General features: G+C 66.4%; 23 protein-coding genes. 9 read left to right on the top strand and 14 right to left on the bottom strand.

Going from position 1 to position 25,713, the window contains the following annotated elements:
- Window positions 1-65 precede the first annotated feature (65 nt).
- On the top strand, window positions 66-314 hold the full coding sequence (locus tag DWA33_RS21985; RefSeq protein WP_114360634.1) for a hypothetical protein: 249 nt from the start codon (window positions 66-68) through the stop codon (window positions 312-314).
- A 127-nt stretch (window positions 315-441) separates the two neighbouring features.
- Here DWA33_RS21985 and DWA33_RS21980 read toward each other — a convergent pair whose 3' ends face one another.
- Window positions 442-1,089 (bottom strand): hypothetical protein, encoded by a 648-nt coding sequence (locus DWA33_RS21980; protein ID WP_114360633.1) that lies wholly within the window; start codon window positions 1,087-1,089, stop codon window positions 442-444.
- 147 nt (window positions 1,090-1,236) lie between these two features.
- Here DWA33_RS21980 and putA point away from each other — a divergent pair, with 147 nt between their 5' ends.
- Together putA and DWA33_RS21970 are read left to right on the top strand one after the other, a co-directional pair.
- The gene (gene putA / locus DWA33_RS21975) at window positions 1,237-4,245 is read left to right on the top strand and encodes a bifunctional proline dehydrogenase/L-glutamate gamma-semialdehyde dehydrogenase PutA (RefSeq protein ID WP_114360632.1); all 3,009 of its coding nucleotides are present in this window, start codon (window positions 1,237-1,239) and stop codon (window positions 4,243-4,245) included.
- A 166-nt stretch (window positions 4,246-4,411) separates the two neighbouring features.
- Window positions 4,412-5,620 (top strand): CaiB/BaiF CoA transferase family protein, encoded by a 1,209-nt coding sequence (locus DWA33_RS21970; protein ID WP_114360631.1) that lies wholly within the window; start codon window positions 4,412-4,414, stop codon window positions 5,618-5,620.
- A 58-nt stretch (window positions 5,621-5,678) separates the two neighbouring features.
- Here the strand turns inward: DWA33_RS21970 and DWA33_RS21965 are convergent, their stop codons facing one another.
- From DWA33_RS21965 to DWA33_RS21945, 5 genes are all read right to left on the bottom strand, one after another.
- The gene (locus DWA33_RS21965) at window positions 5,679-6,551 is read right to left on the bottom strand and encodes an ABC transporter ATP-binding protein (RefSeq protein ID WP_114360657.1); all 873 of its coding nucleotides are present in this window, start codon (window positions 6,549-6,551) and stop codon (window positions 5,679-5,681) included.
- Entirely contained in the window at window positions 6,548-7,435 is an 888-nt protein-coding gene (locus tag DWA33_RS21960; RefSeq protein WP_167443260.1) for an ABC transporter permease, read from the bottom strand. Before DWA33_RS21960 ends, DWA33_RS21965 begins: the two co-directional genes overlap by 4 nt.
- Complete coding sequence (locus DWA33_RS21955) at window positions 7,432-8,847, bottom strand: ABC transporter substrate-binding protein (protein ID WP_114360629.1); 1,416 nt, start codon at window positions 8,845-8,847, stop codon at window positions 7,432-7,434. The genes DWA33_RS21960 and DWA33_RS21955 overlap by 4 nt, the downstream gene beginning before the upstream one ends.
- 165 nt (window positions 8,848-9,012) lie before the next feature.
- Window positions 9,013-9,795 carry a Crp/Fnr family transcriptional regulator gene (locus DWA33_RS21950; RefSeq protein WP_114360628.1) on the bottom strand — a complete coding sequence of 261 codons (783 nt, stop codon included), beginning with the start codon at window positions 9,793-9,795 and terminating at the stop codon, window positions 9,013-9,015.
- A gap of 78 nt (window positions 9,796-9,873) precedes the next feature.
- A complete protein-coding gene (locus tag DWA33_RS21945; RefSeq protein ID WP_114360627.1) occupies window positions 9,874-10,164 on the bottom strand; it encodes a DUF971 domain-containing protein in 291 nt (96 codons plus the stop codon).
- A gap of 229 nt (window positions 10,165-10,393) precedes the next feature.
- On the opposite strand from DWA33_RS21945, the gene DWA33_RS21940 reads away from it, so the two are divergent.
- The 4 genes from DWA33_RS21940 (at window position 10,394) to DWA33_RS21925 (ending at window position 14,262) form a co-directional block, all read left to right on the top strand.
- Window positions 10,394-11,167 (top strand): ferredoxin--NADP reductase, encoded by a 774-nt coding sequence (locus DWA33_RS21940; RefSeq protein WP_114360626.1) that lies wholly within the window; start codon window positions 10,394-10,396, stop codon window positions 11,165-11,167.
- Window positions 11,168-11,276: 109 nt separating this feature from the next.
- The gene (locus DWA33_RS21935; RefSeq protein ID WP_114360625.1) at window positions 11,277-13,019 is read left to right on the top strand and encodes a fumarate reductase/succinate dehydrogenase flavoprotein subunit; all 1,743 of its coding nucleotides are present in this window, start codon (window positions 11,277-11,279) and stop codon (window positions 13,017-13,019) included.
- 29 nt (window positions 13,020-13,048) lie between these two features.
- A complete protein-coding gene (locus tag DWA33_RS21930) occupies window positions 13,049-13,282 on the top strand; it encodes a 4Fe-4S dicluster domain-containing protein (RefSeq protein ID WP_114360624.1) in 234 nt (77 codons plus the stop codon).
- Window positions 13,283-13,284: 2 nt separating this feature from the next.
- On the top strand, window positions 13,285-14,262 hold the full coding sequence (locus DWA33_RS21925; protein WP_114360623.1) for a HEAT repeat domain-containing protein: 978 nt from the start codon (window positions 13,285-13,287) through the stop codon (window positions 14,260-14,262).
- 109 nt (window positions 14,263-14,371) lie between these two features.
- Here the strand turns inward: DWA33_RS21925 and DWA33_RS21920 are convergent, their stop codons facing one another.
- Window positions 14,372-15,331 (bottom strand): hypothetical protein, encoded by a 960-nt coding sequence (locus DWA33_RS21920; protein WP_114360622.1) that lies wholly within the window; start codon window positions 15,329-15,331, stop codon window positions 14,372-14,374.
- 209 nt (window positions 15,332-15,540) lie between these two features.
- Here DWA33_RS21920 and DWA33_RS21915 point away from each other — a divergent pair, with 209 nt between their 5' ends.
- Window positions 15,541-16,152 (top strand): glutathione S-transferase family protein, encoded by a 612-nt coding sequence (locus DWA33_RS21915; RefSeq protein ID WP_114360621.1) that lies wholly within the window; start codon window positions 15,541-15,543, stop codon window positions 16,150-16,152.
- 33 nt (window positions 16,153-16,185) lie between these two features.
- Here DWA33_RS21915 and DWA33_RS21910 read toward each other — a convergent pair whose 3' ends face one another.
- The 7 genes from DWA33_RS21910 to DWA33_RS21880 form a co-directional block, all read right to left on the bottom strand.
- Entirely contained in the window at window positions 16,186-17,076 is an 891-nt protein-coding gene (locus DWA33_RS21910; RefSeq protein ID WP_114360620.1) for an NAD(P)/FAD-dependent oxidoreductase, read from the bottom strand.
- Window positions 17,077-17,086: 10 nt separating this feature from the next.
- Window positions 17,087-17,527, bottom strand: coding sequence for an RrF2 family transcriptional regulator (locus DWA33_RS21905; protein WP_114360619.1), 441 nt, complete (start codon window positions 17,525-17,527; stop codon window positions 17,087-17,089).
- A gap of 192 nt (window positions 17,528-17,719) precedes the next feature.
- The gene (locus tag DWA33_RS21900) at window positions 17,720-18,217 is read right to left on the bottom strand and encodes a TPM domain-containing protein (RefSeq protein WP_114360618.1); all 498 of its coding nucleotides are present in this window, start codon (window positions 18,215-18,217) and stop codon (window positions 17,720-17,722) included.
- Between the two features lie 13 nt (window positions 18,218-18,230).
- Window positions 18,231-19,127: a TPM domain-containing protein gene (locus DWA33_RS21895; protein WP_114360617.1), complete on the bottom strand. Its 897-nt coding sequence runs from the start codon at window positions 19,125-19,127 to the stop codon at window positions 18,231-18,233.
- 16 nt (window positions 19,128-19,143) lie between these two features.
- Entirely contained in the window at window positions 19,144-19,758 is a 615-nt protein-coding gene (locus DWA33_RS21890) for a LemA family protein (protein ID WP_114360616.1), read from the bottom strand.
- 77 nt (window positions 19,759-19,835) lie between these two features.
- A complete protein-coding gene (locus DWA33_RS21885; protein ID WP_114360615.1) occupies window positions 19,836-22,166 on the bottom strand; it encodes a xanthine dehydrogenase family protein molybdopterin-binding subunit in 2,331 nt (776 codons plus the stop codon).
- 251 nt (window positions 22,167-22,417) lie between these two features.
- A complete protein-coding gene (locus tag DWA33_RS21880) occupies window positions 22,418-23,293 on the bottom strand; it encodes a dihydrodipicolinate synthase family protein (protein WP_047309800.1) in 876 nt (291 codons plus the stop codon).
- 132 nt (window positions 23,294-23,425) lie between these two features.
- Here DWA33_RS21880 and DWA33_RS21875 point away from each other — a divergent pair, with 132 nt between their 5' ends.
- Entirely contained in the window at window positions 23,426-25,543 is a 2,118-nt protein-coding gene (locus tag DWA33_RS21875; protein ID WP_114360614.1) for a S9 family peptidase, read from the top strand.
- Window positions 25,544-25,713: the final 170 nt, after the last annotated feature.

Here is a 25,713-nt window from a genome sequence, read left to right as displayed (position 1 = left end):
CCAGGCAGACTTGAATCGAACCGCACAATGAACCGCGCATCGCGCGTATCACGAGGAGAACGACCATGTTTCGCAAGATCGCCCTTGGGCTGTTTGCCGCCGCATCGCTCAGCGCCGTCGCGCTGGCGCCGACCACCGCCTCCGCCGGCGGCGGCTGGAAGCATCACCATCACCACGGCTGGGGCCATCATCACTGGCACGGCCCGGCCCTCGGGATCGGCTATGTCGGTTACGGCTACGGAAGCTGCTACGTGACCCGCCGCGTCCCGACGCCCTACGGCTGGCGCTGGCGGACCTTCAACGTCTGCGACTAAGCTTCGCCGACTCTCGACCCGATACGCGTGAGAACCGCGAGTCGCGATCGAAGCGCACGGCAGAACTCCGGTTCCGGCCAACCCGGAACCGGAGTTCCGTGACAACTACCCGAGGTTGACGCCGAATTCAGTCGAGCTTGACCCACTGATCGACGGGCATCACTTCCGGACTCTGCGCATAGGCGCGGGTCCACATGTCCACCACCCATTGCACGCCCGTGGCGCGCTCGATCAGCACCGCGGTGTTGTGCGGGGTCTGCAGCACCAGCACATTGCCGCGATACTTCGGATCGCCGACGCTGTGATACTTGAACAGCCCCCACTCCTGCATCACCAGCAGCAGGCTGGTGGTGTTGCGGGTGGTGTCCCAGCAATCGAAATTGTGCTTGTCGTCGAAGTAACGGAAATCGGCGCGCGCGATCCGCTTGTCGGTGCCGAGCACCGGCCCGAGTCGGCGATCGAGCCACACCACCGCCTTTTGCACCGCGGCGCGCTCCGCCGCGGCGGAGGCCTTGCCCGCGGCCATGATCCTGCTCAGCGCGGCACGATCTCCAGCCGTGAACGCCAGCTCGTAGCGACGGCGGCAGACGAAGCCGTAGCACACCGTCATGCCCTTGACGGTCGGCGGGAAGATCGACACCGAACTGTACAGATACGACACCTGCGAACTCAGCTCGGCGGCACCGGCCGGCGCGCCGAACCAGGCGGCAGCCAGCGTCGCGGCCGCTACGACGCCGAGCCGCCATCGGTTGGATTTACCGCGCGTCATCCTCATTCGCATTCCTCGGCCGCGATCCTCACGAGGTGACGCTAGCGTGGCGGCATGGTCGTGCCAATATGGGAGTCGGGCGGCACCGCATTTGTCGGCCACGCTGATGCAGGTCGTCCACACCTTCCGGGCCGGCTTCGGGGACCGATCGCCATGCCATCCGACTCGCCGCTTGCCACCTTCACTGCAGCCTATGCGCCCGATGACCTCGCGCTGGCGGCGGATCTGCTGGCGACCGCCGCGCTGCCGCCCGATCGCGAAGCGCGGATCGACCGCCTCGCCACCGAACTGATCTCTGCGATCCGGGGCAGTGAGCACGCTTTCGGCGGCGTCGACGCGATGCTGCGCGAATTTGCACTGTCGACCAAGGAAGGGCTGGCCCTAATGGTGCTGGCCGAAGCGCTGCTGCGGGTTCCGGATGCGGCGACGGCCGATGCCTTCATCGAGGACAAGCTCGGCCAGGGCGATTTCGCGCATCACCGCATCAAGTCCGACGCGCTGCTCGTGAACGCCTCGGCCTGGGCGCTCGGCCTGTCGGCGCGCCTGGTTCACGCCGGCGAGACGCCGCAAGGCACGCTGGCGGCGCTGACCAGGCGGATCGGTGCTCCGGCGGTACGCGCGGCGACCCGACAGGCGATGCGGCTGATCGGCAATCACTTCGTCCTCGGCGAAACCATCGCGGCCGCGCTCGCCCGCGCTGAGGCGCACGCCGGCGAAGGCTCGCGCTACTCCTACGACATGCTCGGCGAAGGCGCGCGCACGGCCGAGGACGCCGAGCGCTACTATCAGTCCTACGCCGACGCCATCACGGCGATCGGCCGCGCCGCCAGAAACGCCGCGCTGCCGGCGCGGCCGGGCATCTCGGTGAAGCTGTCGGCGCTGCATCCGCGATTCGAAGCGATCAGCCACGACCGCGTGATGCGTGAGCTGACTCCGCGGCTGCTTGAGCTGGCGCGGCTCGCCAGGAGCCACGACCTCGCTTTCACGGTCGACGCCGAGGAAGCCGACCGGCTCGAACTGTCGCTCGAGGTGTTCGCCGCCTGCTTCGCAGATCCATCGCTCAGCGGCTGGGACGGCTACGGCCTCGCCGTGCAGGCGTATCAGAAGCGCGCCGCTGCGGTGATCGATCATGTCGCCGACCTTGCGCGTGCACTCGATCGGCGTGTGATGCTGCGGCTGGTGAAGGGCGCCTATTGGGACACCGAGATCAAGCGCGCGCAGGAACGCGGCCTCGTCGACTACCCGGTGTTCACCAGGAAGCCGATGACCGATCTCAACTACCTGAACTGTGCCGGTAAGCTGCTGTCGCTGCGGCCGCGACTGTTCCCGCAATTCGCCAGCCACAACGCGCTGACGGTCGCGACCATTCTGGAACTCTCCGACGGCAGCGACGGCTACGAATTTCAGCGGCTGCACGGCATGGGCGAAGCGCTTTACGCGCGGCTGCTCGCCGAGCATCCGCAGGCGGTGTGCCGGATCTACGCGCCGGTCGGCGGCCATCGCGATCTCTTGGCCTATCTGGTGCGGCGGCTCTTGGAGAACGGCGCCAACTCGTCCTTCGTCGCGCAGGCCGGCGACGACAACGTGCCGATCGCCGAGCTGCTGACACGACCTGCCATACTGATCGGCCGGTCTGAGACCGCGCGAAACCCGGCGATCCCGTTGCCGTGCGATCTGTATCAGCCGCAGCGGCTCAATTCGCGCGGCATCGAGTTCGGCGATCGTGCTGCGCTCGCCGAACTGCTCGGCGAGATCGAGACCGCGCGCCGGCCGCTGCCGACCATCGCCGCCGCGACGCCCGCGCAGGTCGGAGCGGCGATCACTGCCGCGCGCGGCGGTTTCGAGTCGTGGAGCCTGACCCCGGTCGATCACCGCGCGGCCATCCTGGAGCGCGCCGGCGATCTGCTGGAGCAGCGCCGTGCGGCATTCGTCGCCCTCCTGCAAGACGAGGGCGGCAAGACGCTCGACGATTGCGTGGCGGAAGTGCGCGAAGCGATCGACTACTGCCGCTACTACGCCAGCGAAGGCCGGCAGCTGTTCGGCGAGCCGCTCGCCCTGCCCGGCCCGACCGGCGAACGCAATACGCTCGGCTTGCGCGGTCGCGGCGTGTTCGTGGCGATCAGCCCGTGGAATTTTCCGCTTGCGATCTTCCTCGGCCAGGTCACGGCGGCGCTGATCGCCGGCAACGCGGTGGTCGCCAAGCCCGCCGAGCAGACGCCGGTGATCGCCGATCTTGCGGTCCGCCTGCTGCACGAAGCCGGCGTGCCGCGCACGGCGCTGCATCTGGTGCAGGGCGACGGCAGTATCGGCGCGACGCTGGTCGAGCAACCCGACGTCGCCGGCGTCGTCTTCACCGGCTCGACCGAGGTGGCGCGGACGATCAACCGCACGCTCGCCGCCAAGGACGGTCCGATCGTGCCGTTGATCGCCGAGACCGGCGGCATCAACGCCATGATCGTCGACGCCACCGCACTGCCCGAGCAGGTCGCCGACGACGTGATCGCCTCCGCGTTTCGCTCCGCGGGCCAGCGCTGCTCAGCGCTGCGGCTCTTGTGCGTGCAGGCGGACGTTGCGGACCGTGTCATCGCGATGATCGCCGGCGCGGCCAGGGAACTGCGAATAGGCGATCCGCGCGATCCGGCGACGCATGTCGGACCGGTGATCGACGCAGAGGCGAAGGCCAGGCTCGACGCCCATATCGCGGCGATGACGCGCGCGGCGCGGCTGCACTTCGCCGGCACCGCACCAGCCAGTGGCAACTTCGTCGCGCCGCACGTCTTCGAGCTCAGCCGTGCCTCGCAGCTCACCGAGGAAGTGTTCGGCCCGATCCTGCATGTGGTGCGTTACAAGGCGACGCAGTTCGACAATCTGCTCGGCGACATCGCAGGGACAGGCTACGCGCTCACGCTCGGCGTGCAGTCGCGGATCGACGACACGATCGCACGGGTGATCGCGCGGCTGCCGACCGGCAACATCTATGTCAACCGCAACATCGTCGGCGCCGTCGTCGGAGTGCAGCCGTTCGGCGGCTCCGGCCTGTCCGGCACAGGGCCGAAAGCCGGCGGGCCGCACTATCTGCCGCGCTTCGCGCTGGAACAGATGGTGTCGATCAACACCGCAGCCGCCGGTGGCAATGCCGCTCTGCTGACGGACGGCGACTAGCCGTCGTCACCCCTCAACCTGCGCGCGTCGTCGGAAGACCTCCATGCAGGTTCCAATATTGCATCGTGCTGATAACCCGGTTCATATGCGACAGAGAACGGATCGACGCGCTTTCGCGCGAATTTCCGGATAACGAAATAACAAAAGCACGAGGGAGTTCACGCGCATGGACGACAACGGCATCTTCAGCGGCCTCAAGGTGCTCGATTGCGCGAGTTTCATCGCTGCACCGGCGGCCGCGACCGTGCTGTCCGATTTCGGCGCCGACGTCATCAAGATCGAACCGCCGGGTGCCGGCGATCCCTATCGCAACCTGCCGAACCTGCCGGGCTATCCGATCAGCGACCGCAACTACGCGTGGATGCTGGAGGCCCGCAACAAGCGCAGCCTCGCCCTCGACCTCGCCAAACCAGAGGGCAAGGAGGTGCTGCGCAAGCTGGTCGCCGAGGCCGACGTGTTCATCACCAACTTCCCGCCACCGGTGCGGGCGCGGCTCGGCGTGTCGTATGCCGACCTAGCGCCGCTGAACGAGCGGCTGATCTATGCGAGCTTCACCGGCTACGGCGAACGCGGCGCGGAAGCCAACAAGCCAGGCTTCGACAGCAATGCCTGGTGGGCGCGTTCGGGCATGATGGACCTGGTGCGGGCCGACGAAGACTCCACCCCGGCGCGATCGGTCGCCGGCATGGGCGACCATCCCTGCGCGATGTCGCTGTTCGGCGCGATCGTCACCGCTTTGTACAAGCGCGAGCGCACCGGCAAAGGCAGCGAGGTGAAGTCGAACCTGATGGCCAACGGGCTGTGGTCGACCAGCGTGCTGGCGCAGGCGAAGCTGGTCGGCGCCGAGTTCCAGCCGCGGCGGCCGCGCGAACGCGCGCTCAACGCGGTGGCCAACCACTATCGCTGCCGCGACGGCCGCTGGCTGATCCTGTCGCTGCTCAACGAAGAGAAGCAGTGGCCGATTCTGACGAAGTGTCTCGGCCGCGAGGATCTGACCGACGATCCGCGCTTCGCCACCAAGGCGGACCGTCACGCCCGCTCGATCGAACTGATCGGCATCTTCGACGAGACTTTCGCCACCCGCGACCTCGCCGACTGGCGCAAGGCGCTGGACGGCACCGGCATCGTGTTCGGCGTCGTTGGCATTCTCGACGATATCACCACCGACCAGCAGTTGATCGAGAACGAAGTGCTGGTGCCGTTCGAGAACGACACTACGCTGACCATCAACAGCCCGATCTGGATCGAAGGCAGCACCAAGACGCGGCCGCGCAAGCCGCCGGGCATCGGCGAGCACAGCGACGAAGTGCTGCGCAGCGCAGGCTACGATGACGCCGCCATCAAGGCGCTGCGCGCCTCCGGCGCCGTCGGCTAGGAGCCGCCGAGCTTGCTCGACGGGCCGGCTCCGGGATTCTCGGAGCGGCCTTGTCCCGCTAAAGCACCTCCGGCAGCGAATGGCCCTGCAGCTCGATGCTGAGCCCCTGCATGCCGAGATCGGTGATCTCGCCGCCCATCGCCTTCAGGCTCTCCTCGCGGATCAGCGACATCAATCCGCGCCGCAGCGCCAGGAATTCCGACGACATCATCATCGACTGCTGCCGCGGCCGCTCCAATGGGATTCGGATCTCCGCCTTGATCGAGCCGGGCCGCGCCGTCATGCAATACACCCGGTCCGACAGGAAGATCGCCTCGTCGATGTCGTGAGTGACGAACAGCACCGAGATCTTCAGCCGCTGCCACATGTTGGTGAGGATCTGCTGCATGATGATCCGGGTCTGGGCGTCGAGCGCGCCGAACGGCTCGTCGAGCAGCAGCACCTTCGGCCCGGTCGCCAGTGCACGAACGATGCCGACGCGCTGCTTCATGCCGCCGGACAGCCGCTCGGGATAGTGCTTCTCGAACGCCTCGAGCCCGGCGAGGCCGAGCAGCGTGCGCGCCGCCCGTTCGCGCTCGAAGCGGGACATGCCGCGCATCTTCAGGCCGAACTCGACGTTCTCGCGCACGGTCTTCCATGGAAACAGCGAGTATTGCTGGAACACCATGCCGCGCTCTGCGCTCGGCCCGGTCACCTTCTCGCCGTCGACGGTGACGACGCCACTGGTCGGCTTCAGGAAGCCGGCGACCGCATTCAGCAGCGTGGACTTGCCGCAGCCGGACGGGCCGACGATCGACACGAACTCGCCGGGCTCGACATGGATCTGGGTGTCGGTGACCGCCTCCACCGAGCCGTCGATGGTCTCGTAGCGGAGCGCGAAATCGCGGACCTCGATCCGGCCCTGACGGGCCTCGGAAGCAGACTGGCTCATCGTAGCCTCCATGGCATCACCAGTGTGCCGGCCGAGCGGATCAGCAGGCTGGAGCCGAGCCCGAGCACGCCGATTGCGATCATGCCGAGCGCGATGTCGGGATACTGCACCAGCGAGTAGGCTTCCCAGGTGAAGTAACCGATGCCGAACTGTCCCGAGATCATCTCGGCGGCGATCAGCGACACCCAGGCGACGCCCATCCCCACGGTCAGTCCGGTGAAGATGTGCGGCAGCGCCGCCGGGAAATACACCTCGCGGAAGATCGACGCCTCGCGGGCGCCGAGACATTTGGCGGCCCGCACCAGCACCGGATCGACCAGCGTCATGCCGTGCAGCGTGTTGACCAGGATCGGAAAGAACGCCCCGATGAAGGTGATGAACACGATGCTCTGCTCGTTGGTCGGCCACAGCATGATCGCCATCGGCACCCAGGCGATCGCCGGAATCGGCCGCATCACCTCGGCGACCGGAAACACGAACTCGTGCACCAGGCGAAAGCGTCCCATGATCAGGCCGAGCGGCACCCCGACGATCGCCGCCAGCGCGAAACCGAAGAAGATCCGGCGGCAGCTCAGCAGCACGTGCATCAGGAATTTCGGATCGTGCATCGCGCGGGTGAAGCTCTCGTACACCGCGAGCGGCGTCGGGACGTTGGTGAACTTCACAAACATCACGACCCGGTAGGTCGTCAGCAGATGCCACGCCAGAAGAAACAGCAGCAGCGACACGATGCCGATCAATCCGGCGCGCAGCCTGTTCTGGTTGAGCCGGTACCAGCGCGAGGCGCGCGTTGCGAAAGCCGGCGGGCCGGCTTCGCGTGGGGCGACCGGGGCGGCGGCCGCCGCCATCCGGTCGCGCGACGTCATCAGGGCGGGACTGCTCACGTCTTGTCTCCCGCCACCGCCAGCTTCAGTGCGTCGTCGAAGCCGACGACCTTGCCGCTGACCTTGGCGGCGTAGGCCTCGGCGTCCTTCTTCAGCAGGAACGGCACGATCTCGCCCTTGCCGGCGGCGTAGAACGCCTGGTCGGCGAACAGCTTGATGCCGCGGGAAGCGTCGAACACGTAGGCGACGTTGATCTTCTTGCTCTTGGCCTTGAAGTCCGCATAGGCGCCGAGCGTGCACAGCGTGCTCGAGAACGGCAGGATGCCTTCGCCATCGACCCAGACCTCGCCGGCCTTGCGCGGCTCGCCGATCGGCTTGTTGCAGAACTTGTCCTGACCGGAAATCTCGTAGTTGGCGGTCGAGGCGAGATCCTTGTCGTAGTCCAGCTTCAGCTCCGCATAGGCCTTGCGGACATAGCTGTCGTCGACCCACGTTTTCGGATCGAACTCCTTCATCCGCCCGAGGCTCTGCAGCACCTTGACGTCGGTCGCGGCGGCGTCGATCAGCGCCGGCTTGATGGTCGGGTCGGTGGTCATGTTGCCGCTCGGTCCGAGGAAAATGTACACCACCTCCTTGTTGATCCCGGTCCAATCCTGGATCTTTTCGGCGGCGACCTTCGGATCCTGGCGAAGCCAGTTATTGGCGGCGATCTCCGCCTTGATGTAGGCGACGACCACTTCGGGATATTTTTCGGCGAAATCGGTACGGACCACCGTGCCATGGAAGGTCGGCAGGTTGGTTTCGACGCCGTCGAAGATTTTGCGGGCGTAGCCGCGGAACGGCAGCAGCTCGGCGAATGGGACGAAGTCGGCGTGGGCGTCGATCTTCTTTTCCTGCAGATTGGTCGAGCCGACTTCCGGGCTCTGGCTCACCAGCTGGAAGAAGTCGGACGGATATTTGCGATCCTGCAGCGCCTTCAGCACCATGCCGTGCGCCGCCGAACCGAACGGAACGCTGACCAGCTTGCCCTTCAGGTCGGACAGCTCATAGTAGGGCGAGTCCTTGTGGACGACGATGCCGTTGCCGGATCCCGCCATGCTGTAGGCGGCGATCGAGATCAGCCGGCTCTTGCTCTCGGGATTGTTCTGAAAAGTGAAGCCGTTCACGATCAGCGGATAGTCGCCCATGATGCCGAACTGCAGCTTGTTCGCCATCATCCCGTTGGTCACCGGCGGACCGGACGTGAAGTTCTGCCACTCGATCTCGAACTTCACATTGGCGTATTTGCCGGTCGTGGGGAGATATTTCTCCAGCAGGTGAAGCTCCCGAATGACCGTGCCGGCGGTCACCGTGTTGGTCGTGGTGTCCTGGGTGCCGATCCCGATGGTGATCGTTTCTGCTGCGGCCGGCAGGGCCGAGATCCAAGTCAGGCAGGTGACCGATACGAGAAGTTTCTGAAAGCGGCTGACCATTCTCATCCCCGTTCGTTTGGATGGCTGATGTCGCCATGATTGGTAGCCCGGTCCTTTAGAGCAAATCCGGACTGGGCCATCGGGTGGATTAGTTGCCGCCAAAACGCTGGTTGCGTACTCCTTGGGCAATTTTGCTTCTAAGAGCCATTTGCATAGGCAGAGGGATTAGTCGGTGGCGTGGCCGCGCATCTCCTCGAGGATGTCGGGCCGGCACACCACGATCTGCGAGCGCCGGGTCTGGACGATGCGCTTTTCCTGCATCCGCCGCAGACTGATCGTGACCCATTGCCGTGTCGCACCGACCAGGTGGGCGATGTCGGCGTGGGTGAATGCGACTGCAATCACCTTGCCGTCGGCATCATCCACTCCGTAAAGGTCGACCAGTTGCAGCAGCAAATGCGCCAGCCGCTGGGTGATCGAGCGCGTTCCCAGCATCTGCGCGAGCGCCGAGTAACACTTGCCCTTGAAGCTCAATCCCTCGATCAGGCCGATAGCGAGATTCGGAACCTCGGCAACCAGCGAGCGTAGTTCCCTCCCCGGCAGATGCACGACGGCCGCATTGGTGGCGGCGACGCCGGACCATTGATGCACGCCGGTGTCGAACACTTCCGGGCCGCCGACGAAATTGCCGATGTGCCAGTAGGCCAGCGTGATCTCGCGACCCTGCGGCGAGGTGTAGAACACCCGGATTCGGCCGCTCTCGATCAGGAAGATGCCGTCGTGCCGCGCGCCCTGGCTGAACAGCGTCTGGCCGCGATTGAGGACTTTGCGGCGGCCCTGCCTGAGGACCAACTCGCGCTCGCGCAGGCTGAGCCGGTCGATCAGCGAAGGCGGTCCGGCGGTGGGTTGGTGGCTTTCGGTGAGAAGAAGCGACCGGCCCGTTCCGACACGCGCCGGGCCAAGGGTGGACGTCGAGTCCGCTGCCGATTTGGCTGCCTGCAGCACGATGATTTGCCTCTCGCGTTGATCAGACCGACCACACGCGGAGCAATGTTCGTGCCAGCAATCGCGATGAGCGGTGCCGCCTCAGTCGGCGTCGATCAGCGACGCCAGATACGCGTGCGGATAGATGCCGCGATCGTGGCCGTCGGAAAACTGCAGGTTGAGTCCGTAGCCGAGATCGCGGACTGCAACGATCGCCGCGCCGGGAAACTCGGCCGGGAAACGGCCGTCGATCCGCGCCCGTATGCAGTGGGCGCATTTGCAGGCGAGCCGCAGCCGCTCGGCAGGCAGGGAGGCTGTGCGGCCGTCCGCGCTCTGCAGAGTCAAGGACGCGAGATCGGCCTCGACTTCGCCGGAAGCGTGCACTGTCACCATGAGATCCCTCCTGTCGCAAGGGCCCCAGGCTAGGCACGAGGCCGCATCGGGCCTAGCAACAAATTGCTCAGACCCGCGGAAAAACAGCACGCCGCGCCTTTTGGAGGAGTTCTTCGGGAAATTTTGCAACTAATTGACGGCGACCGCGATTTCGAAATTGCGAAACGGGGCCAAGATCAGCGACATCCTCTCATCGGACGCAGGAACGCCTGCGCTTGAGGAGAAGAGGATGAGTGCATTCCAAACCGAAACGGTGTTGTCGGTCCGGCATTGGACCGACTCGCTGTTCAGTTTCACCGCGACGCGCGATCCGGGTTTCCGGTTCCAGAGCGGGCAGTTCGCCATGATCGGCCTCGAGGTCGACGGCCGGCCGCTGCTGCGCGCCTACAGCATGGCCAGCGCCAACCATGAGGAAGAGCTGGAGTTCTTCAGCATCAAGGTGCCCGACGGGCCGCTCACATCACGGTTGCAGAAAATCAAGCAAGGCGACCAGATCCTGGTCGGGCGCAAGGCGACCGGAACGCTGATCGCCGGCAATCTGATTCCCGGCAAGCGGCTGTTGCTGCTGTCGACCGGCACCGGACTGGCCCCTTTCGCCAGCCTGATCAAGGATCCCGAGATCTACGATCTCTACGAATCCATCGTGCTGGTCCACGGCTGCCGACAGATTCCCGAACTGGCCTATGGCGAGCAGCTGGTCGAAGGCCTGCGCGGCCACGAGTTCCTCGGCGACCTGATCCGCGACAAACTGCACTACTACCCGACCGTGACCCGCGAGCCGTTCCGCAACCGCGGTCGTGTCACCGATCTGATCGCGTCGGGCCAGTTGTTCGACGATCTCGGCCAGTCCGGGCTCGACCTCGAATCCGACCGGGTGATGCTGTGCGGCAACCCGGCGATGCTCGCCGAACTGCCGGCGATGCTGAGCGAGCGCGGCTTCCGCGAAGGCAATCACAGCGAGCCTGGCCACTTCGTGGTCGAGAAGGCGTTCGTCGAGCGCTGACACCCCGCTCGGAAATCGCGCGCCGGCGACAACTAATTGCTATCGTCCGGCGCGCGTCTGAACAACTCTGCTCCACAGCGGCGGTCCGCCGAGGAACCAGGAGCAGAAGATGGCGATGGATGAGATAGTCGACGGACTGTCGGAAGTATCGTGCGACGTGTTGGTGATCGGCGGCGGCACCGCCGGTCCGATGGCCGCTTTGAAGGCCAAGATGAAGAACCCGAAGGCGAACGTCGTCCTTCTGGAAAAGGCCAACGTCAAGCGCTCCGGCGCGATCTCGATGGGGATGGACGGCCTCAACAACGCGGTGATCCCGGGCTACGCCACACCGGAGCAGTACACCAAGGAAATCACCATCGCCAACGACGGCATCGTCGATCAGAAGGCCGTCTACAAATACGCCCAGAATTGCTACTCGATCATCGAGGAACTCGACAGCTTCGGCATCCGCTTTCTCAAGAACGAGAACGGCGATTATGCGGTGAAGAAGGTGCACCACATCGGCACCTATGTGCTGCCGATGCCGAACGGCGAGACCGTCAAGAAGGCGCTGTACCGGCAGTTGCGGCGGGCGCGCATCTTGATCTCCAATCGCTACATGGCGACGCGGCTGCTGAAGGGCGCCGACGGCCGGATCGCCGGCGCGGTCAGTGTCAACACCCGCACCGCCGAGTTCCTGGTGTTCAAGGCCAAGGCGGTGATCCTGTGCACCGGCGCCGCCGGCCGGCTCGGGCTGCCGACCTCGGGCTACATGTTCGGCACCTACGAGAACGCCGCCAATTCCGGCGATGGCTACGCGATGGCGTATCACGCCGGCGCCGCACTCGCCAATCTCGAGTGCTATCAGATCAATCCGCTGATCAAGGACTACAACGGTCCCGCCTGCGCCTATGTGGCCGGCCCGTTCGGCGCCTACACCGCCAATAACGAGGACCGCCGCTTCATCGAGTGCGACTACTGGTCGGGCCAGATGATGCTGGAGTTCTACAACGAGCTGCTGTCCGGCAAGGGCCCGGTGTTCCTGCAGCTCAAGCACTTGCACGACAAGACCATCGAGGAAATCGAATCGACTCTTCACAAGGTCGAGCGACCGACCCGCGGCCTGTTCCAGCAGGGCCGCGGCATCGACTATCGCCAGGAATCGATCGAGATGCACATCTCCGAGATCGGCCTGTGCAGCGGCCACAGCGCCTCCGGCGTGTTCGTCGACGACAATGCGCGCACCACGGTGCCGGGGCTCTACGCCGCCGGCGACATGGCCAGCGTGCCGCACAACTACATGCTCGGCGCCTTCACCAACGGCTCGTTCGCCGGGCTCGACGCGATGGAGTTCGCCGACAACCACGATTTCGCCGACATCGACGCCGCCGAGGTCGCGCGCGAGCGCGACCGGGTGCTGGCGCCGACGCGGCGCGAGGACGGCATCCCGCCGAACCAGATCGAGTACAAGGCCCGGCGCCTGGTCAACGACTATCTGCAGCCGCCGAAGGTGACGCGGAAGTACGAGCTCGGCATGCGCCGGCTCGCCGAGGTCCGCGACGACATGGAGCAGCGGATGATGGCGCGCAACTCGCACGAACTGCTGCGCGCGCTGGAAACGGCGTCGATCATGGACTGCGCCGACATGGCCGCGCACGCCTCGCTTTATCGCGAGGAGAGCCGGTGGGGCCTGTATCACTGGCGCACCGATTTCCCCGACAAGGACAACGAGAACTGGTTCTGCCACACGCTGCTCAGCAAGCAGAATGACAAGATGACCAGCGAGAAGCGGGCGGTCGAGCCCTACGTCGTGCCGATCGCCGACGAGGAGAAGGACCTCTACGACAAGCAGCGCATCCGCGCCACCGCCTGACGCCCACACCCAACCAGGAGAACGGACACATGCCTCTCGCCAGTTATCAGACTACGGTGCCGGTCGTCGTCGACGACGCCAAGTGCATCGCCGACAAGGGGTGCACCGTCTGCGTCGACGTCTGCCCGCTCGACGTCCTGCGGATCAGCGACATGACCGGCAAGGCCTACATGGCCTACGACGAATGCTGGTACTGCATGCCGTGCGAAGCCGATTGCCCCACCGGGGCGGTCACCGTCAACATCCCCTATCTGTTGAGGTGATCATGTCGAGCCCGTTCGAATCCTACGACGATCTCGACGACGCCGACGACCGCCTGCAGGCGGCAGACCCGGCGGAGCGACGGGTCGCGATCATCGCGCTCGGCCATTCCGGCGATCCGGCGGCCGTCGGCCACCTCGCCAACATGGTGGCGGATCCCGACGCCGGCGTTCGGCAGCAGACCGCGATGGCGCTCGGCGAGTTCGACGGACCGGAGGCCGCCGAGGCGCTGGTTCGCCTGCTGGTCGATCCGGAGCGCATCGTCGCCGCGGCGGCGGCCGACAGCCTCGCCGAGTTCAAGGACCCGGCGGCGGCCGACGCGATCCTGCCGCTGGTCAAACACGGCCACGCCTTCGTCCGCAGCGGCGCGCTGCGGGCGCTGAAGGAGCTGCGGCGCAAGGATACGCTGAAGCCGGCGCTCGAAGCGTTGCAGGACGGCGACGCCGCGGTGCGGGTGCAGGCGATCGGCGTGATCGGCTTCCTCAAACTCGAGGAATCGATCCCGGCGCTGACGGCGCTGATCGGCGATCCCGATCCGCATGTCCGCCGCGCCGCGGTGAGCGCGCTGGCGTTCTCGCACATGAAGATCGCCGCCGAAACCATCGTCCGCGCGCTCGAGGATGCCGACTGGATGGTACGCGAAATGGCGGCGGAAACACTCGGTCTCAACGCCCGCGGAGCGATTGCCATCGAGCCGCTGATCGGACGCCTCGCCGACGAGTTCTGGCAGGTACGGCTCAAGGCGATCCGCAGCCTCGGACGGCTCAAGGCGCTGCAGGCGGTGCGGCCGATCGGCCAATGCGTCACCCACGAACAGGCCAATCTCCGGAAAGAAGCAGCCGCCGCGCTGGGCGAGATCGCCTCCCCCGACGGCGAGCCTTATCTGGTGCTGATCGCCGACGACCTCGATCCGGATGTCCGCAAGAACGCCCGCTGGGCGCTCCAGCAGATCGCCGCGAGCAGGGCCAGAGCCGGGGCGTGAGCTGAAACAACCCGCGGTGGCAGCGAGGCTCCGCGGGGAAGCCAAATCAAAACGGCGCCGGCTGTCTTACAGCCGGCGCCGCTAAAGTTTTAGGAATGACGCTGCGCGCTCAGCGCGAGACGATCAGCCCGCGGCTGGTGACCACCACCCAGCGACCGTCCTGCCGGCGAATCGCATCGACCCGGCCGACACCCGGGAGCGGGTCACCGGCATAGACTTCGTAGGTGCCGGAGCGGCCTTCGACCACCGCGCCACCGTCATAGACGTCGCGCAGCACCCAACCATCGATCGTCGGCAACCGGCCCGGCTGCGACTTCGCCGGCTCGGGCTTGGGCGCGATCGAGCCGGTGACGTCCTTGGCGGCGACGGCTGCGACGTTGGCCGGTGCCGGCGTTGCGGCCGGTTGCGCCTGCGCGGTGCGCAGCTTCTCGACCGTCTCGGTCAGCTTGGCGAGCTTCGCCGCCGGTTCGGCCTGCGCCTTTTCCAGCTTTTCGATCCGGTCCGCCGTCTTGCCGAGCTGCGCCGAACTCTGCTTGGCGGCGCGATCGAGATCCGCCTTGAGCGCCGACAGTTCGGTCTGCAACTGGGCGACCTGCGTGTCAAGAGTCTTGACCTGCGCCGACGCCGCGGTGGTGTCGGCGTCGCTCCGCTGCGACAGCCCGGCGGTGGCGAGCGCGCCACCGACCGCGCCGGCGATCGCCGCGAGAATCACCGCGGCGGCGACGGCCGCGAGCTTGCGCAAACCGAAGCGGTGAGCGGCGGATTGGCTGGCCTCGTCCGGCGCCTCGACTTCGATTTCGTCGTCCCAATGCCGATACAGATCCTCACGGCGCGACGGCGCCATGATCGTCACCGTTCCGGGACGCGGACGGCTGCCGCCGGCTGCCGCATCGGCCTCCGACTGACCGGCGTCCGGCTTGGCGGCGTCTGTGGCGGCGTGCGAGTTGGCCGGCGTCGCGTGGTCCGCGGCCGAGCTGTCGTCCCGGGACGCAGCGGACTGCGCTCCTTCGGCCGCGGCGGCCGGGCCGGTCTGCTGTTCGCCGATGGGCTCGTTGCGATGCTCGTCCACGTCTCTCATCCTCCGGATCAAACTGCTACTAATCGCTAACTTTGATTACTTGCGAAATCGTTACTTCCCCCGACGGTTACGGAAATTTCACGAATCGTGAAGAGCGCGCACAGGAATTCTCACCGCGCGGCTTTGCACCGCACGGTGTCCCGGGCTAGGACAGATCGATCATCACAAGGCGCAGCCAAGCGCCGATCAGGGAGACGACCATGAAGCTGTACGATTCGATCGGACCCAATCCGCGCCTGGTGCGAATGTTCATCGCCGAAAAGGGTCTGACGATTCCGACCCAAACGCTCGACATCCGCGCCGGCGAGAATCGAAAGCCCGAACATCTCGTGCGCAATCCCCACGGCCAGACTCCTACTCTCGAACTCGACAATGGCAGCTTCTTGGCGGAGGTCACCGCGATCTGCGAATATCTCGAGGAGAAGCATCCAGAGCCGCCGCTGATCGGCACCACGCCGGAAGAGCGCGCCGAATGCCGGATGTGGACGCGGCGGATCGACCTCTACATCTGCGAGCCGCTGACCAACGGCTTCCGCTTCGCCGAAGGCCTGAAGATGTTTCAGGACCGTATGGTGTGCGTGCCGGAGGCGGCGCCGGGCCTGAAGAAGATGGCGGCCGACCGGATCCGGTGGATGAACCAGCAGATGCAGGGCAAGGACTACGTCTGCGGCTCGCGGCTGACGCTCGCCGATCTGCTGCTGTACGGCTGGCTCGATTTCGGCGCGAAGGTCGGCCAGCCGCTCGATCCGGCCAACACCACCATCGCGGAGTGGTTCAAGCGGATCGACGCCCGGCCATCGGCGAAGGCGTAGCGTCCGGTCCGGCGTGAGCGCGCTATACGGCGCTCATGCCTCCGGCCAGACCAGCGACCGGTGCAGGCCGGCGCCGGCCCAGGCCCCGTCGGCGATCGCCAGCGACAGCGAATGCGGCACCCGTGCCGCGTCGCCGCAGGCGAACGCACCGGGCACGCTGGTCTGCTTGCCGTCATCGGTTTGAATCTGGGTGCCGAACGGGGTTTCGGTGAGCGCGCACCCCAGCGCTTGTGCGATCGGCGTCGCCGGCGCGTTGCGGCTGGTGGTGAAGATGCCGGCGAACGGCAGCGTCCTTCCGTCGCTCAGCACGACATCGGCGTGGCCGTCGACCCGCGCGACCGGCGTCTCGTCGATGGTGACGCCACGCGCGGCCAGATCGTCCCGCCCGGCGTCGTCGAGCACCACCGCGGCGTTGGTGAACAGCGTCACCTCGCCCCATTCCGGCAGCAACTGCGCCTGATGCAGCGACATCGGCCCGGTGGCGATCACTGCGATGCGGCCTTTGTCGAGCTCGTAGCCGTGGCAATACGGACAGAGAAACACGCTGAAGCCCCAGCGCTCCTGCAGCCCTGCGATCGCCGGCAGCGTGTCGGAGACGCCGGTGGCGAACAACAGCCGCCGGGCGTGGTGTCGTGCGCCGTCGCCGGTGTCGACCACGAACGCGTCTTTGCGGCCGCTCGCTGCGTGCGCGGTATCGTCGACCCAGCTCAGCGTCGGGTAGGCTTCGAGCTGCCGGCGCGCGGTGGCAGCAATCGCCGCCGGATCGGCGCCGTCCTGCGACAGGAAGCCGTGCGAATGCGCGGCGAAGCGGTTGCGGCGCCGGCCCGCATCGATCACCCGCACGCTGCGGCGCGCACGAACGAGCTGGAGCGCGGCGGCCATTCCGGCATAGGAGCCGCCGATGACAATGACGTCGTGGTACATGTGAACTCCCTCAGGCGCGCGTCCGATGCGCAGCGTAGCGGCGGTTGAAGTCGGCCGACAATCTGGCCAGCGTGATCTTGCCGAGCCGGTCCAGCAGCAGCGCTTCAGCGTCGGCGAACGCGTCGTCGAGCGCGGCGTTCACCGCCTGCTCGACCAGACATTGCGGCGCTTCGTGGCGGTTGCCGATCGCGAACACCGTCGGCTCGCCGAGCGCATCGTAGAGATCGCGCAAGGTGACCGAGTTCAGATCGGCGACGATCTGCCACCCACCAGACGGCCCGCGGGCGGACGCGACCAGCCCGGCATCGCGCAGCAGGCCCATCGTCCGCCGCACCACCACCGGATTGGTACACATGCAGACCGCGAGCGTTTCGGAAGTCATCGGCTCGCCGCGCTCCGCCATATGCAGCAGCGCGTGCAACACCGACGACAGACGGCTGTCTCGTTTCATGTAACTTTTAATATTACGAATTAGTCGCAAGCGCAAGGGGCCGCGGCCCAGCGCATTCCAGAATGATGAACGAGAAGTTCGAAAAGGCCGCGGCCGAGACGACGCGGCGGGACGTCGCTTCGCGCCTCCTCAACCTCAAGGCTGCCCGTGGAGGGCATGCCGCGGCGCGGCTCTATCTAAAGCAGAGCCGCTCTACACCACCACCGGCGCGTCGGGCAGTTCGTTGTCGTTGGGGCCGTTACGCGGAAAGTGCTCGGCCAGATGCGCGGTGATACGGTCGATGCCGCGCAGCACGCCCTGCTCGAACCGGCCTTGGCGAAACTCCGCCTCCATCTCTCGGCAGATCGCTTCCCACGCCTCGGCGCCGACCCGCGCATCGATGCCGCGGTCGGCGATGATTTCGACGTTGTGGTCGGCGAGCAGCAGATAGATCAGCACACCGTTGTTGTGCTCGGTGTCCCAGATCCGAAGCTGCGAGAAGATGTCGAGCGCGCGTTCGCGCGCCGGCTGGTCGCGGAACAGCGGCGCGCCGTCGAGCGCCCCCTCGACGACGAAGCGGATCTGCCCGGCGTGGCGGGTCTCGCTCGCCTTGATGGCGCGTTCGATCGCGTCGAAAGCATCGGGCGAGAACGCGCGGTGAACCTTGCCGCGGCTGGTGAACAGGTGCTTGCCGATCCGCCGGATGCCCATCGCGTATCTCCGCTCACCAATTGCCCGAGGCGCCGCCGCCGCCGAAGCTGCCGCCCCCGCCGCTGAAGCCGCCGCCGCTGCTGCCCGACCCGCTCGACCACGCCCCCCCACCGCCGGACCAGCCGCCGCGGCGCCCGGAGGAGATCGTCGGTCCGCCGAACAGATCGATGAACAGCGCCAGCAGGAACGCGGCGCAGCCCGCGACCAGCGCGATGTACCACACCAGGCCGAACAGCATCGCCACCGCGCCGACGATGACGCCGGTGAGCCCGGAGGCGGCGACGCGGCCGAGCGCCGCCTTCAAGAAGCCATTGAGTACCAGCGTGCCGAACAACAGCGGGATCGCCCAGCCGGTCAGTTCGTCCATCGATTCCGGCGACGACCACTCGTGCTGCGGCTGCGGCGCCGGCAGCGGCTCTCCGTCGATCACGCCGATCATCCGGTCGACGCCGGCCTCGACGCCGCCGTCGAAATCGCCGGCCTTGAATTTCGGCGTGATGATCTCGTCGATGATGCGTTTGGCGGTGACGTCCGGCAGCGCGCCTTCGAGGCCGTAGCCGACCTCGATACGCAGCTTGCGATCGTTCTTGGCGATCAGCAGGATCGCGCCGTCATCGACCTTGTTCCGGCCGATCTTCCAGATTTCGGCGACCCGGATCGAGAACTGCTCGATCGCCTCGGGCTGCGTCGTCGGCACAATCAGCACCGCGATCTGGCTGCCCTTCCGCGCCTCGAACGCCTTCAGCTTCTGATCGAGCCGTGCCACCGCATCGGCCGACAGCGTGCCGGTCTGATCGACGACGCGACCGGTCAGCGCCGGCACCGCGACCTCGGCCCGCGCGAACGGAGCCAGCGCCGCGGCGATCACGCACAGCAGCAGCGCGAGGCCCGCGGCGCGGACGGCGCGCATCGTCGCGATCATCGCCTTACTTGGCCGGAGCCGGGGCCGGCGCCGGAGTGAAGTCCACCTTCGGCGCCGTCGAGATTTCCTTCTCGTTCTCCACCGTGAAGTTCGGCTTCTCCTTGTAGCCGAACAGCATTGCGGTGAAATTGGTCGGCACCGAGCGCACCGTGACGTTGTAGGCCGCTACAGCCTTGATGTAGCGGTTGCGCGCCACCGTGATGCGGTTCTCGGTGCCTTCGAGCTGCGCCATCAGGTTCTTGAACAGTTCATCCGACTTGAGCTGCGGATAGTTCTCGGTGACGACCAGGAGCCGCGACAGCGCGCTGGACAATTCGCCTTGCGCCTGCTGGAATTTCTGGAATGCGGCGGGATCGCTCAGCACCTCGGGCGTCGCCTGGATGCTGCCGACCTTGGCGCGGGCGTTGGTGACGCCGAGCAGCACGTCCTTTTCCTGCTGCGCGAAACCCTTCACCGAATTGACGAGGTTCGGCACCAGATCGGCACGCCGCTGATACTGGTTCACCACCTCCGACCAGGTCGACTTCACCTCCTGGTCTTCGCTCTGGATGGTGTTGTAGCCGCAATTGCTCAGGCTCAGGGTGGCGAGCGCCGCCAGCACCGTCAGAAACTTCCGCATCGATCTCTCCCGCACGCGAACCGGCGCAGCATAGCATGCGCCGGTGTGTCTTTGTCGGTATTGCGGGCGTTGAGGTTCTAAGCCGCCTGGGCCGACTTGGCATCCTGGATCGCACGCCAGACCTTTTCCGGGGTCAGCGGCGTGTTCAGCGTGGTGACGCCGAGCGGAGCCAGCGCGTCGAGCACGCCGTGCACCACGCAGGGCGGACCGCCGATCGCGCCGGACTCGCCGCAGCCCTTGGCACCGAGCGGATTGGTCTTGCACGGCGCCGACGGGTCGAGCGTAACGTTGATCGGCGGCAGATTGTCGGCGCGCGGGATGCAGTAGTCGAGATAGCTCGCGGTCAGGAGCTGGCCGTCGTCGTTGTAGGCGGCGTTCTCGTACAGCGCCTGGCCGACGCCCTGGGCGACGCCGCCGTGGATCTGGCCGGCGACCAGCATCGGATTCACCGCATTGCCGACGTCGTCCACCGTGATGTAGCGCACCACCCGGCTGACGCCGGTCTCGGGGTCGACCTCGACTTCGCAGATATGCGCGCCGTTCGGCCAGCTCGGGCCATCGACTTCGCCGGTGGAGTCGACGCTGAGGCGCGCGCCCTTCTCCTTGGCGGCGATCTCGAACAGGCTGATCTTGCGGTCGGTGCCGGCGATGGTCAGCATGCCGCCCGAATACTCGATGTCCTCGATCGAGGCTTCGAGGATGTTGGCCGCCTTCTCGCGCGCCTTCGTGATCATGTCGGCGCTTCCCACCGCCACCGCGGTGCCGCCGACAAACAGCGAGCGCGAGCCGACGCTGCCGAAGCCGACCGCCAAATCGGTGTTGCCCTGCACGACATCGATCTTGTCGAGCGGAATCTCGAGCGCCGCAGCGATCATCTGAGTGTAGGTGGTCTCCAGCCCCTGCCCCATCGCCTGGGTGCCGGAATGCAGCACGACGCGGCCTTCGGCGGTGGCGTGCAGCTTGACGTTCTCGGTGTGGGCGCGGCCGCCGGTCCATTCGATGTAGCTGGTGACGCCGCGGCCGTAGAGCAGGCCCTTCTTCTGCGCCGCCTTCTTGCGCGCCTTGAAGCCGTCCCAGTCGGACAGTTCGGCAGCGCGGTCCATCATGTGGGCAAACGCACCGCTGTCGTACACCTGCCCGACCGCGTTGGTGTAGGGCAGTTGCGACGGCTTGATGTAGTTGATCTTGCGGATCGCGCGCGGATCCATATTCAGCTTGCGCGCCGCAGCGTCCATCAACCGCTCGACGATGTACACCGCCTCCGGGCGCCCGGCGCCGCGATAGGCGCCGACCGGCGCGGTGTGGGTCATCACCGCCTTGATGTCGAAATGCACCACCGGCAGGTGATACACGCCGGTCTGCACGAACGGGCCGAGCACCAGCGGGATGATCACGCCGGCACCGGCCAGATAGGCCCCGGTGCCGCCGATCGAGGTGACGCGATAGGCCAACACCTTGCCCTTGGCGTCGAGCGCGAGCGAGGCGGTCGAGGTCAGGTCACGGCCATGGGTGCCGCCGACGAATTCGTCGGTCCGGTCGCCGCGCCAGCGGATCTTGCGGTTCAGCTTCACTGCCGCATAGGCGACCAGCGCGTCTTCCGGATAGACCCCGGTCTTCTGACCGAAGCCGCCGCCGATGTCGCCGACCAGCACCTGGATGCTGTCCTTCGGCCGCTTCAGAATGGCCTCGGCGAGCGCGTCGCGGGTCTGGCCCGGTGTCTGCGACTGGGTGTGCAGGATCAGCCGGCCGGTCTTCTTCTCGATCTCCGCAATGGTCGAGCGCGGCTCCATCGCCGACGGGATCAGCCGCTGGCTGACGAGATCGAGCGACACGGTGTGGGCGGCGCTGGCAAACGCAGCATCGACCTTGGCGGCATCGCCATAGCTCATCGCGGCCACGATGTTGTCGGGTGTCTCGGCCCACACCGCCGGCGCGCCGGGCTGGATCGCCGCGGTCGGATCGGTCACCGCCGGCAGTTCGTGGTACTCGACCGCGATCGCCTCGATCGCCGCCTGCGCGGCGAGCTGCGAGGTCGCGACCACGGCGGCGACCGGCTCGCCGACGAAGCGGACTTTCTCGTGCGCCAGCAGCCGGCGCAGCGGCAGCGCCATCGGCGAGCCGTCCGGCCGCTTGAAGATCGGCAGCGTCGGGATGGTGCCGACATCGTCGGCGACGAGATCGGCGCCGGTCAGCACTGCTTCGACGCCCGGCATCGCCTTCGCCGCCTCGGTGTCGATCGAAACGATATCGGCATGCGCATGCGGCGACCGCATCACCACCAGCCACAACGCCCCGTCGGCGGCCTTGTCGTCGAGATAGCCGCCGTGCCCGGTGAGCAGGCGCTGATCTTCCAGACGCTTGACGGGCTGACCCGCGCCGAACCGCATCGAGCCGGGGAGAATGTTCATGCCGTTTCCTTTTGTTGCTTGCTTGACCGCAGTTTTAGCGGAGAACCGAGCGGTACGCCAAGAGGGGTGCCTCTTCTCCCCTCCCCCTTGCGGGGAGGGGGCGGGGGTGGGGGTGCCACGAGCGAAGCGGTGCGACCGTCAACGTGACAACGGCAGAGTTGAACGACCCAAAGACAAGCCGTGCCTGGGGACCCCCACCCCCTACCCCTCCCCGCAAGGGGGAGGGGAGCGCGCTGCGACGCGTGGCGTACTTACGCGATCTCGGCCAGCACCTTCTCCACCGCTTTCCGCTCCTCGGTGGTCAGCGCGGCTTGCGGGGGGACGGGATCGCCGACGTCGTAGCCTTGCAGCGACAGGCCGGCCTTGATGCAGGCGGCGAGGTTGAATTTGGCGAAGGCTTCGTTGACGCGCCACAGCTTGCGCTGCAGCTTCAAGGCCTCGTCCCAGCGCTGCGCCTTGCACAGCTCGTAGAGCGCAACGCTCTGGCGCGGCGCGATGCAGGCGGGGCCGGCCATCCAGCCGACGCCGCCGATCAGCATCACCGCCGCGGGAATGTGCGCCGAGGCCGAGAACACCTGCAGTGCGTCGCCGCAGCGACCCATGATCGACAGCAGCCGCCCAGTATTGGTCGAAGCGTCCTTGATGTAGCGAATCCGCGGATGCTCGGCGAGCCGGGCGATCACGTCGAGCGTCAGATCCGAGCGCTGGAATTGCGGGTTGGTGTAGATCACCACCGGGATCTCGACCGCATCGGCGATGGCGCGGAAATAGCTTTCGATCTGCGCGTCCTTGAGCGGGAAATACGCTTCGAGAATCGCCAGGATGCCGTCGGCGCCCAGCTTCTCGTAAAGCCTCGCCTGCGCCACCGCATCCGCCACCGAGGTCGAGGCGACGCCGGCGACCACCGGCACGCGGTGCTGCGCGGCCTCGATCGTCGCCCGCACCACCGCTTCGCGTTGTGCGGTGCCGAGATAGGCGAATTCGCCGGTCGAGCCGAGCGGCGTCAGCCCGTGCACGCCGGCCTGGATCAGATCGTCGCACAGCCGGCCCATCACATCGGCGCGAACGCGGCCTTCCGCATCGAGCGGAGACACCAGATAAGGGAACACGCCGTGAAAATCCGCCATCATCCAATCCCGTCACTTGTCCACATCGGGCCGCCGGAACCGGCGCCCGGCGCCTATCCAGCGCAATCCGCCCGGCGCCGCAAGGCGGAAACGTGCTAAGCCTGCCCGACCCACCCTGAACGAGACCTGCCGATGACCTCTGCCCTGCCCCGTGCCGCCAACCAGCAACCGCCGGTCGCGCCGCGCCGTCCGCATAGCTTCACCACCCACGGCATCACGCTGACCGACGACTATGCCTGGCTGAAGGATCCGAACTGGCAGGAGGTGCTGCGCGATCCCTCGCTGCTCGAGCCGGACATCCGCAGCTATCTCGAGGCCGAGAACGGCTACACCGACAGCGTGCTCGGCCACACCACGAGTTTGCAGAAGAAGCTGGTCGCCGAGATGCGCGGCAGGATCAAGGAGGACGATTCCAGCGTCCCGTCGCCGGATGGGCCTTACGCTTACTTGCGCAAATATCGCGAGGGCGGCCAGCATCCGCTGTACGGCCGCGTCGCGCGCGACGGCAGCGGCGAGATCGACATCATCCTCGACGGCGACGAGCTCGCCAAGGGCCACGACTACTTCCAGTTCGGCGACCGCCGGCATTCGCTCGATCATAAGCTCGAAGGCTGGAGCGCCGACACCAAGGGCTCCGAATACTACACCATCCGCGTCCGCGACTGGGCGACCAAGCAGGACCTGCCCGACGTGGTCGAGGAGACCGACGGCGGCCTGGTGTGGACCGCGGATTCGAGCGCGTTCTTCTACGTCAAGCTCGACGACAACCACCGCCCGATGCAGGTGTGGCTGCACAAGCTCGGCACGAAGCAGGCCGACGACCTCCTGATTTACGAAGAGCCGGATTCCGGCTGGTTCACTCACATCCACGAGAGCACCAGCGGCCGGTTCTGCGTCATCGCCGGCGGCGATCACGAGACTTCCGAGCAGCGACTGATCGACGTCTCCGATCCGACCGCGCCGCCGCGTCTGGTCGCCAAGCGCGAACTCGGCGTGCAGTATTCGCTCGGCGACCGCGGCGACGAACTGTTCATCCTGACCAATGCCGACGGCGCGATCGACTTCAAGATCGTCACCGCGCCGCTGGCTGAGCCGACCCGCAACAACTGGCGTGACCTGATCCCGCATCGCGCCGGCATCTATGTGATCGATTTCGATCTCACCACCGGCCACCTGATCCGGCTGGAGCGCGCCAATGCGCTGCCGTCGATCACCATCCGCGATCTCAAGAGTGGCGACGAACACGCCATCGCGTTCGCCGAGACCGCGTATTCGCTCGGCACTATCGGCGGCTACGAGTTCGACACCACCAACTTACGGTTCTCGTATTCGTCGATGACGACGCCGTCGGAAGTCTATGACTACGACATGGCGACGCGGCAGCGCGTCTTGCGCAAGCGCCAGGAGATTCCGTCCGGCCACAACCCGGCCGATTACGTCACCACCCGGATCATGGCGAAGGCGGACGACGGCGCCGAGGTGCCGGTGTCGATCCTGCATCGGGCCGGCCTCGAGCTCGACGGCAAGGCGCCGCTGCTGCTGTATGGCTACGGCTCCTACGGCCATGCGATGGGCGCCGGCTTTTCGGCCAACGCGCTGTCGCTGGTCGATCGCGGCTTCGTGTATGCGATCGCCCATATCCGCGGCGGCGCCGACAAGGGCTGGGGCTGGTATCTCGACGGCAAGCGCGAGAAGAAGACCAACTCGTTCGACGACTTCGCCGCCAGTGCCCGCGCGCTGTGTGCTGCGAACTACACCTCGCCCAAGCGCATCGTCGCCCACGGCGGCAGCGCCGGCGGCATGCTGATGGGCGCCGTCGCCAATCGCGCCGGAGAACTGTTCGCCGGCATCGTCGCCGAGGTGCCGTTCGTCGACGTGCTCAACACCATGCTGGACGACACCCTGCCGCTGACCCCTCCCGAGTGGCCGGAGTGGGGCAATCCGATTGCGAGCGAAGCCGACTTCAAGACCATCCTGTCGTATTCGCCCTACGACAACGTCGCCGCAAAGGACTATCCGGCGATCCTGGCGATGGGTGGCCTCACCGATCCGCGCGTCACCTATTGGGAGCCCGCCAAATGGGTCGCGCGGCTGCGCGCCACCATGACCGGCGGCGGCCCGGTGCTGCTGCGCATCAACATGGGCGCCGGCCACGGCGGCGCCTCCGGCCGCTTCAGCCGCCTCGACGAAATCGCGATCGTCTATGCGTTCGCGCTGTGGGCCGTCGGTAAGGCTGACGCCGAAGCGTGAGCGTGGCATAAAGCCATTCAGACAACCCCTCCCCGTCATTGCTGTGCAAGTTCAATAATTCGGTGATCGAATCCACCCATCAGGGAGGCTTCGATGCGCGACAACAGTTTCGACCGGACGATCGAGCGGAATTACATCCAGAAATGGCGGTTTCTGATGGCCGAGTACGA

The sequence above is a fragment of the Rhodopseudomonas pentothenatexigens genome (genome assembly GCF_900218015.1).
GTDB classification, from domain to species: Bacteria; Pseudomonadota; Alphaproteobacteria; order Rhizobiales; family Xanthobacteraceae; genus Rhodopseudomonas; species Rhodopseudomonas pentothenatexigens.
Note: the sequence above shows the minus strand (reverse complement) of the source record. Positions and strands in the feature narration are given on the sequence as shown.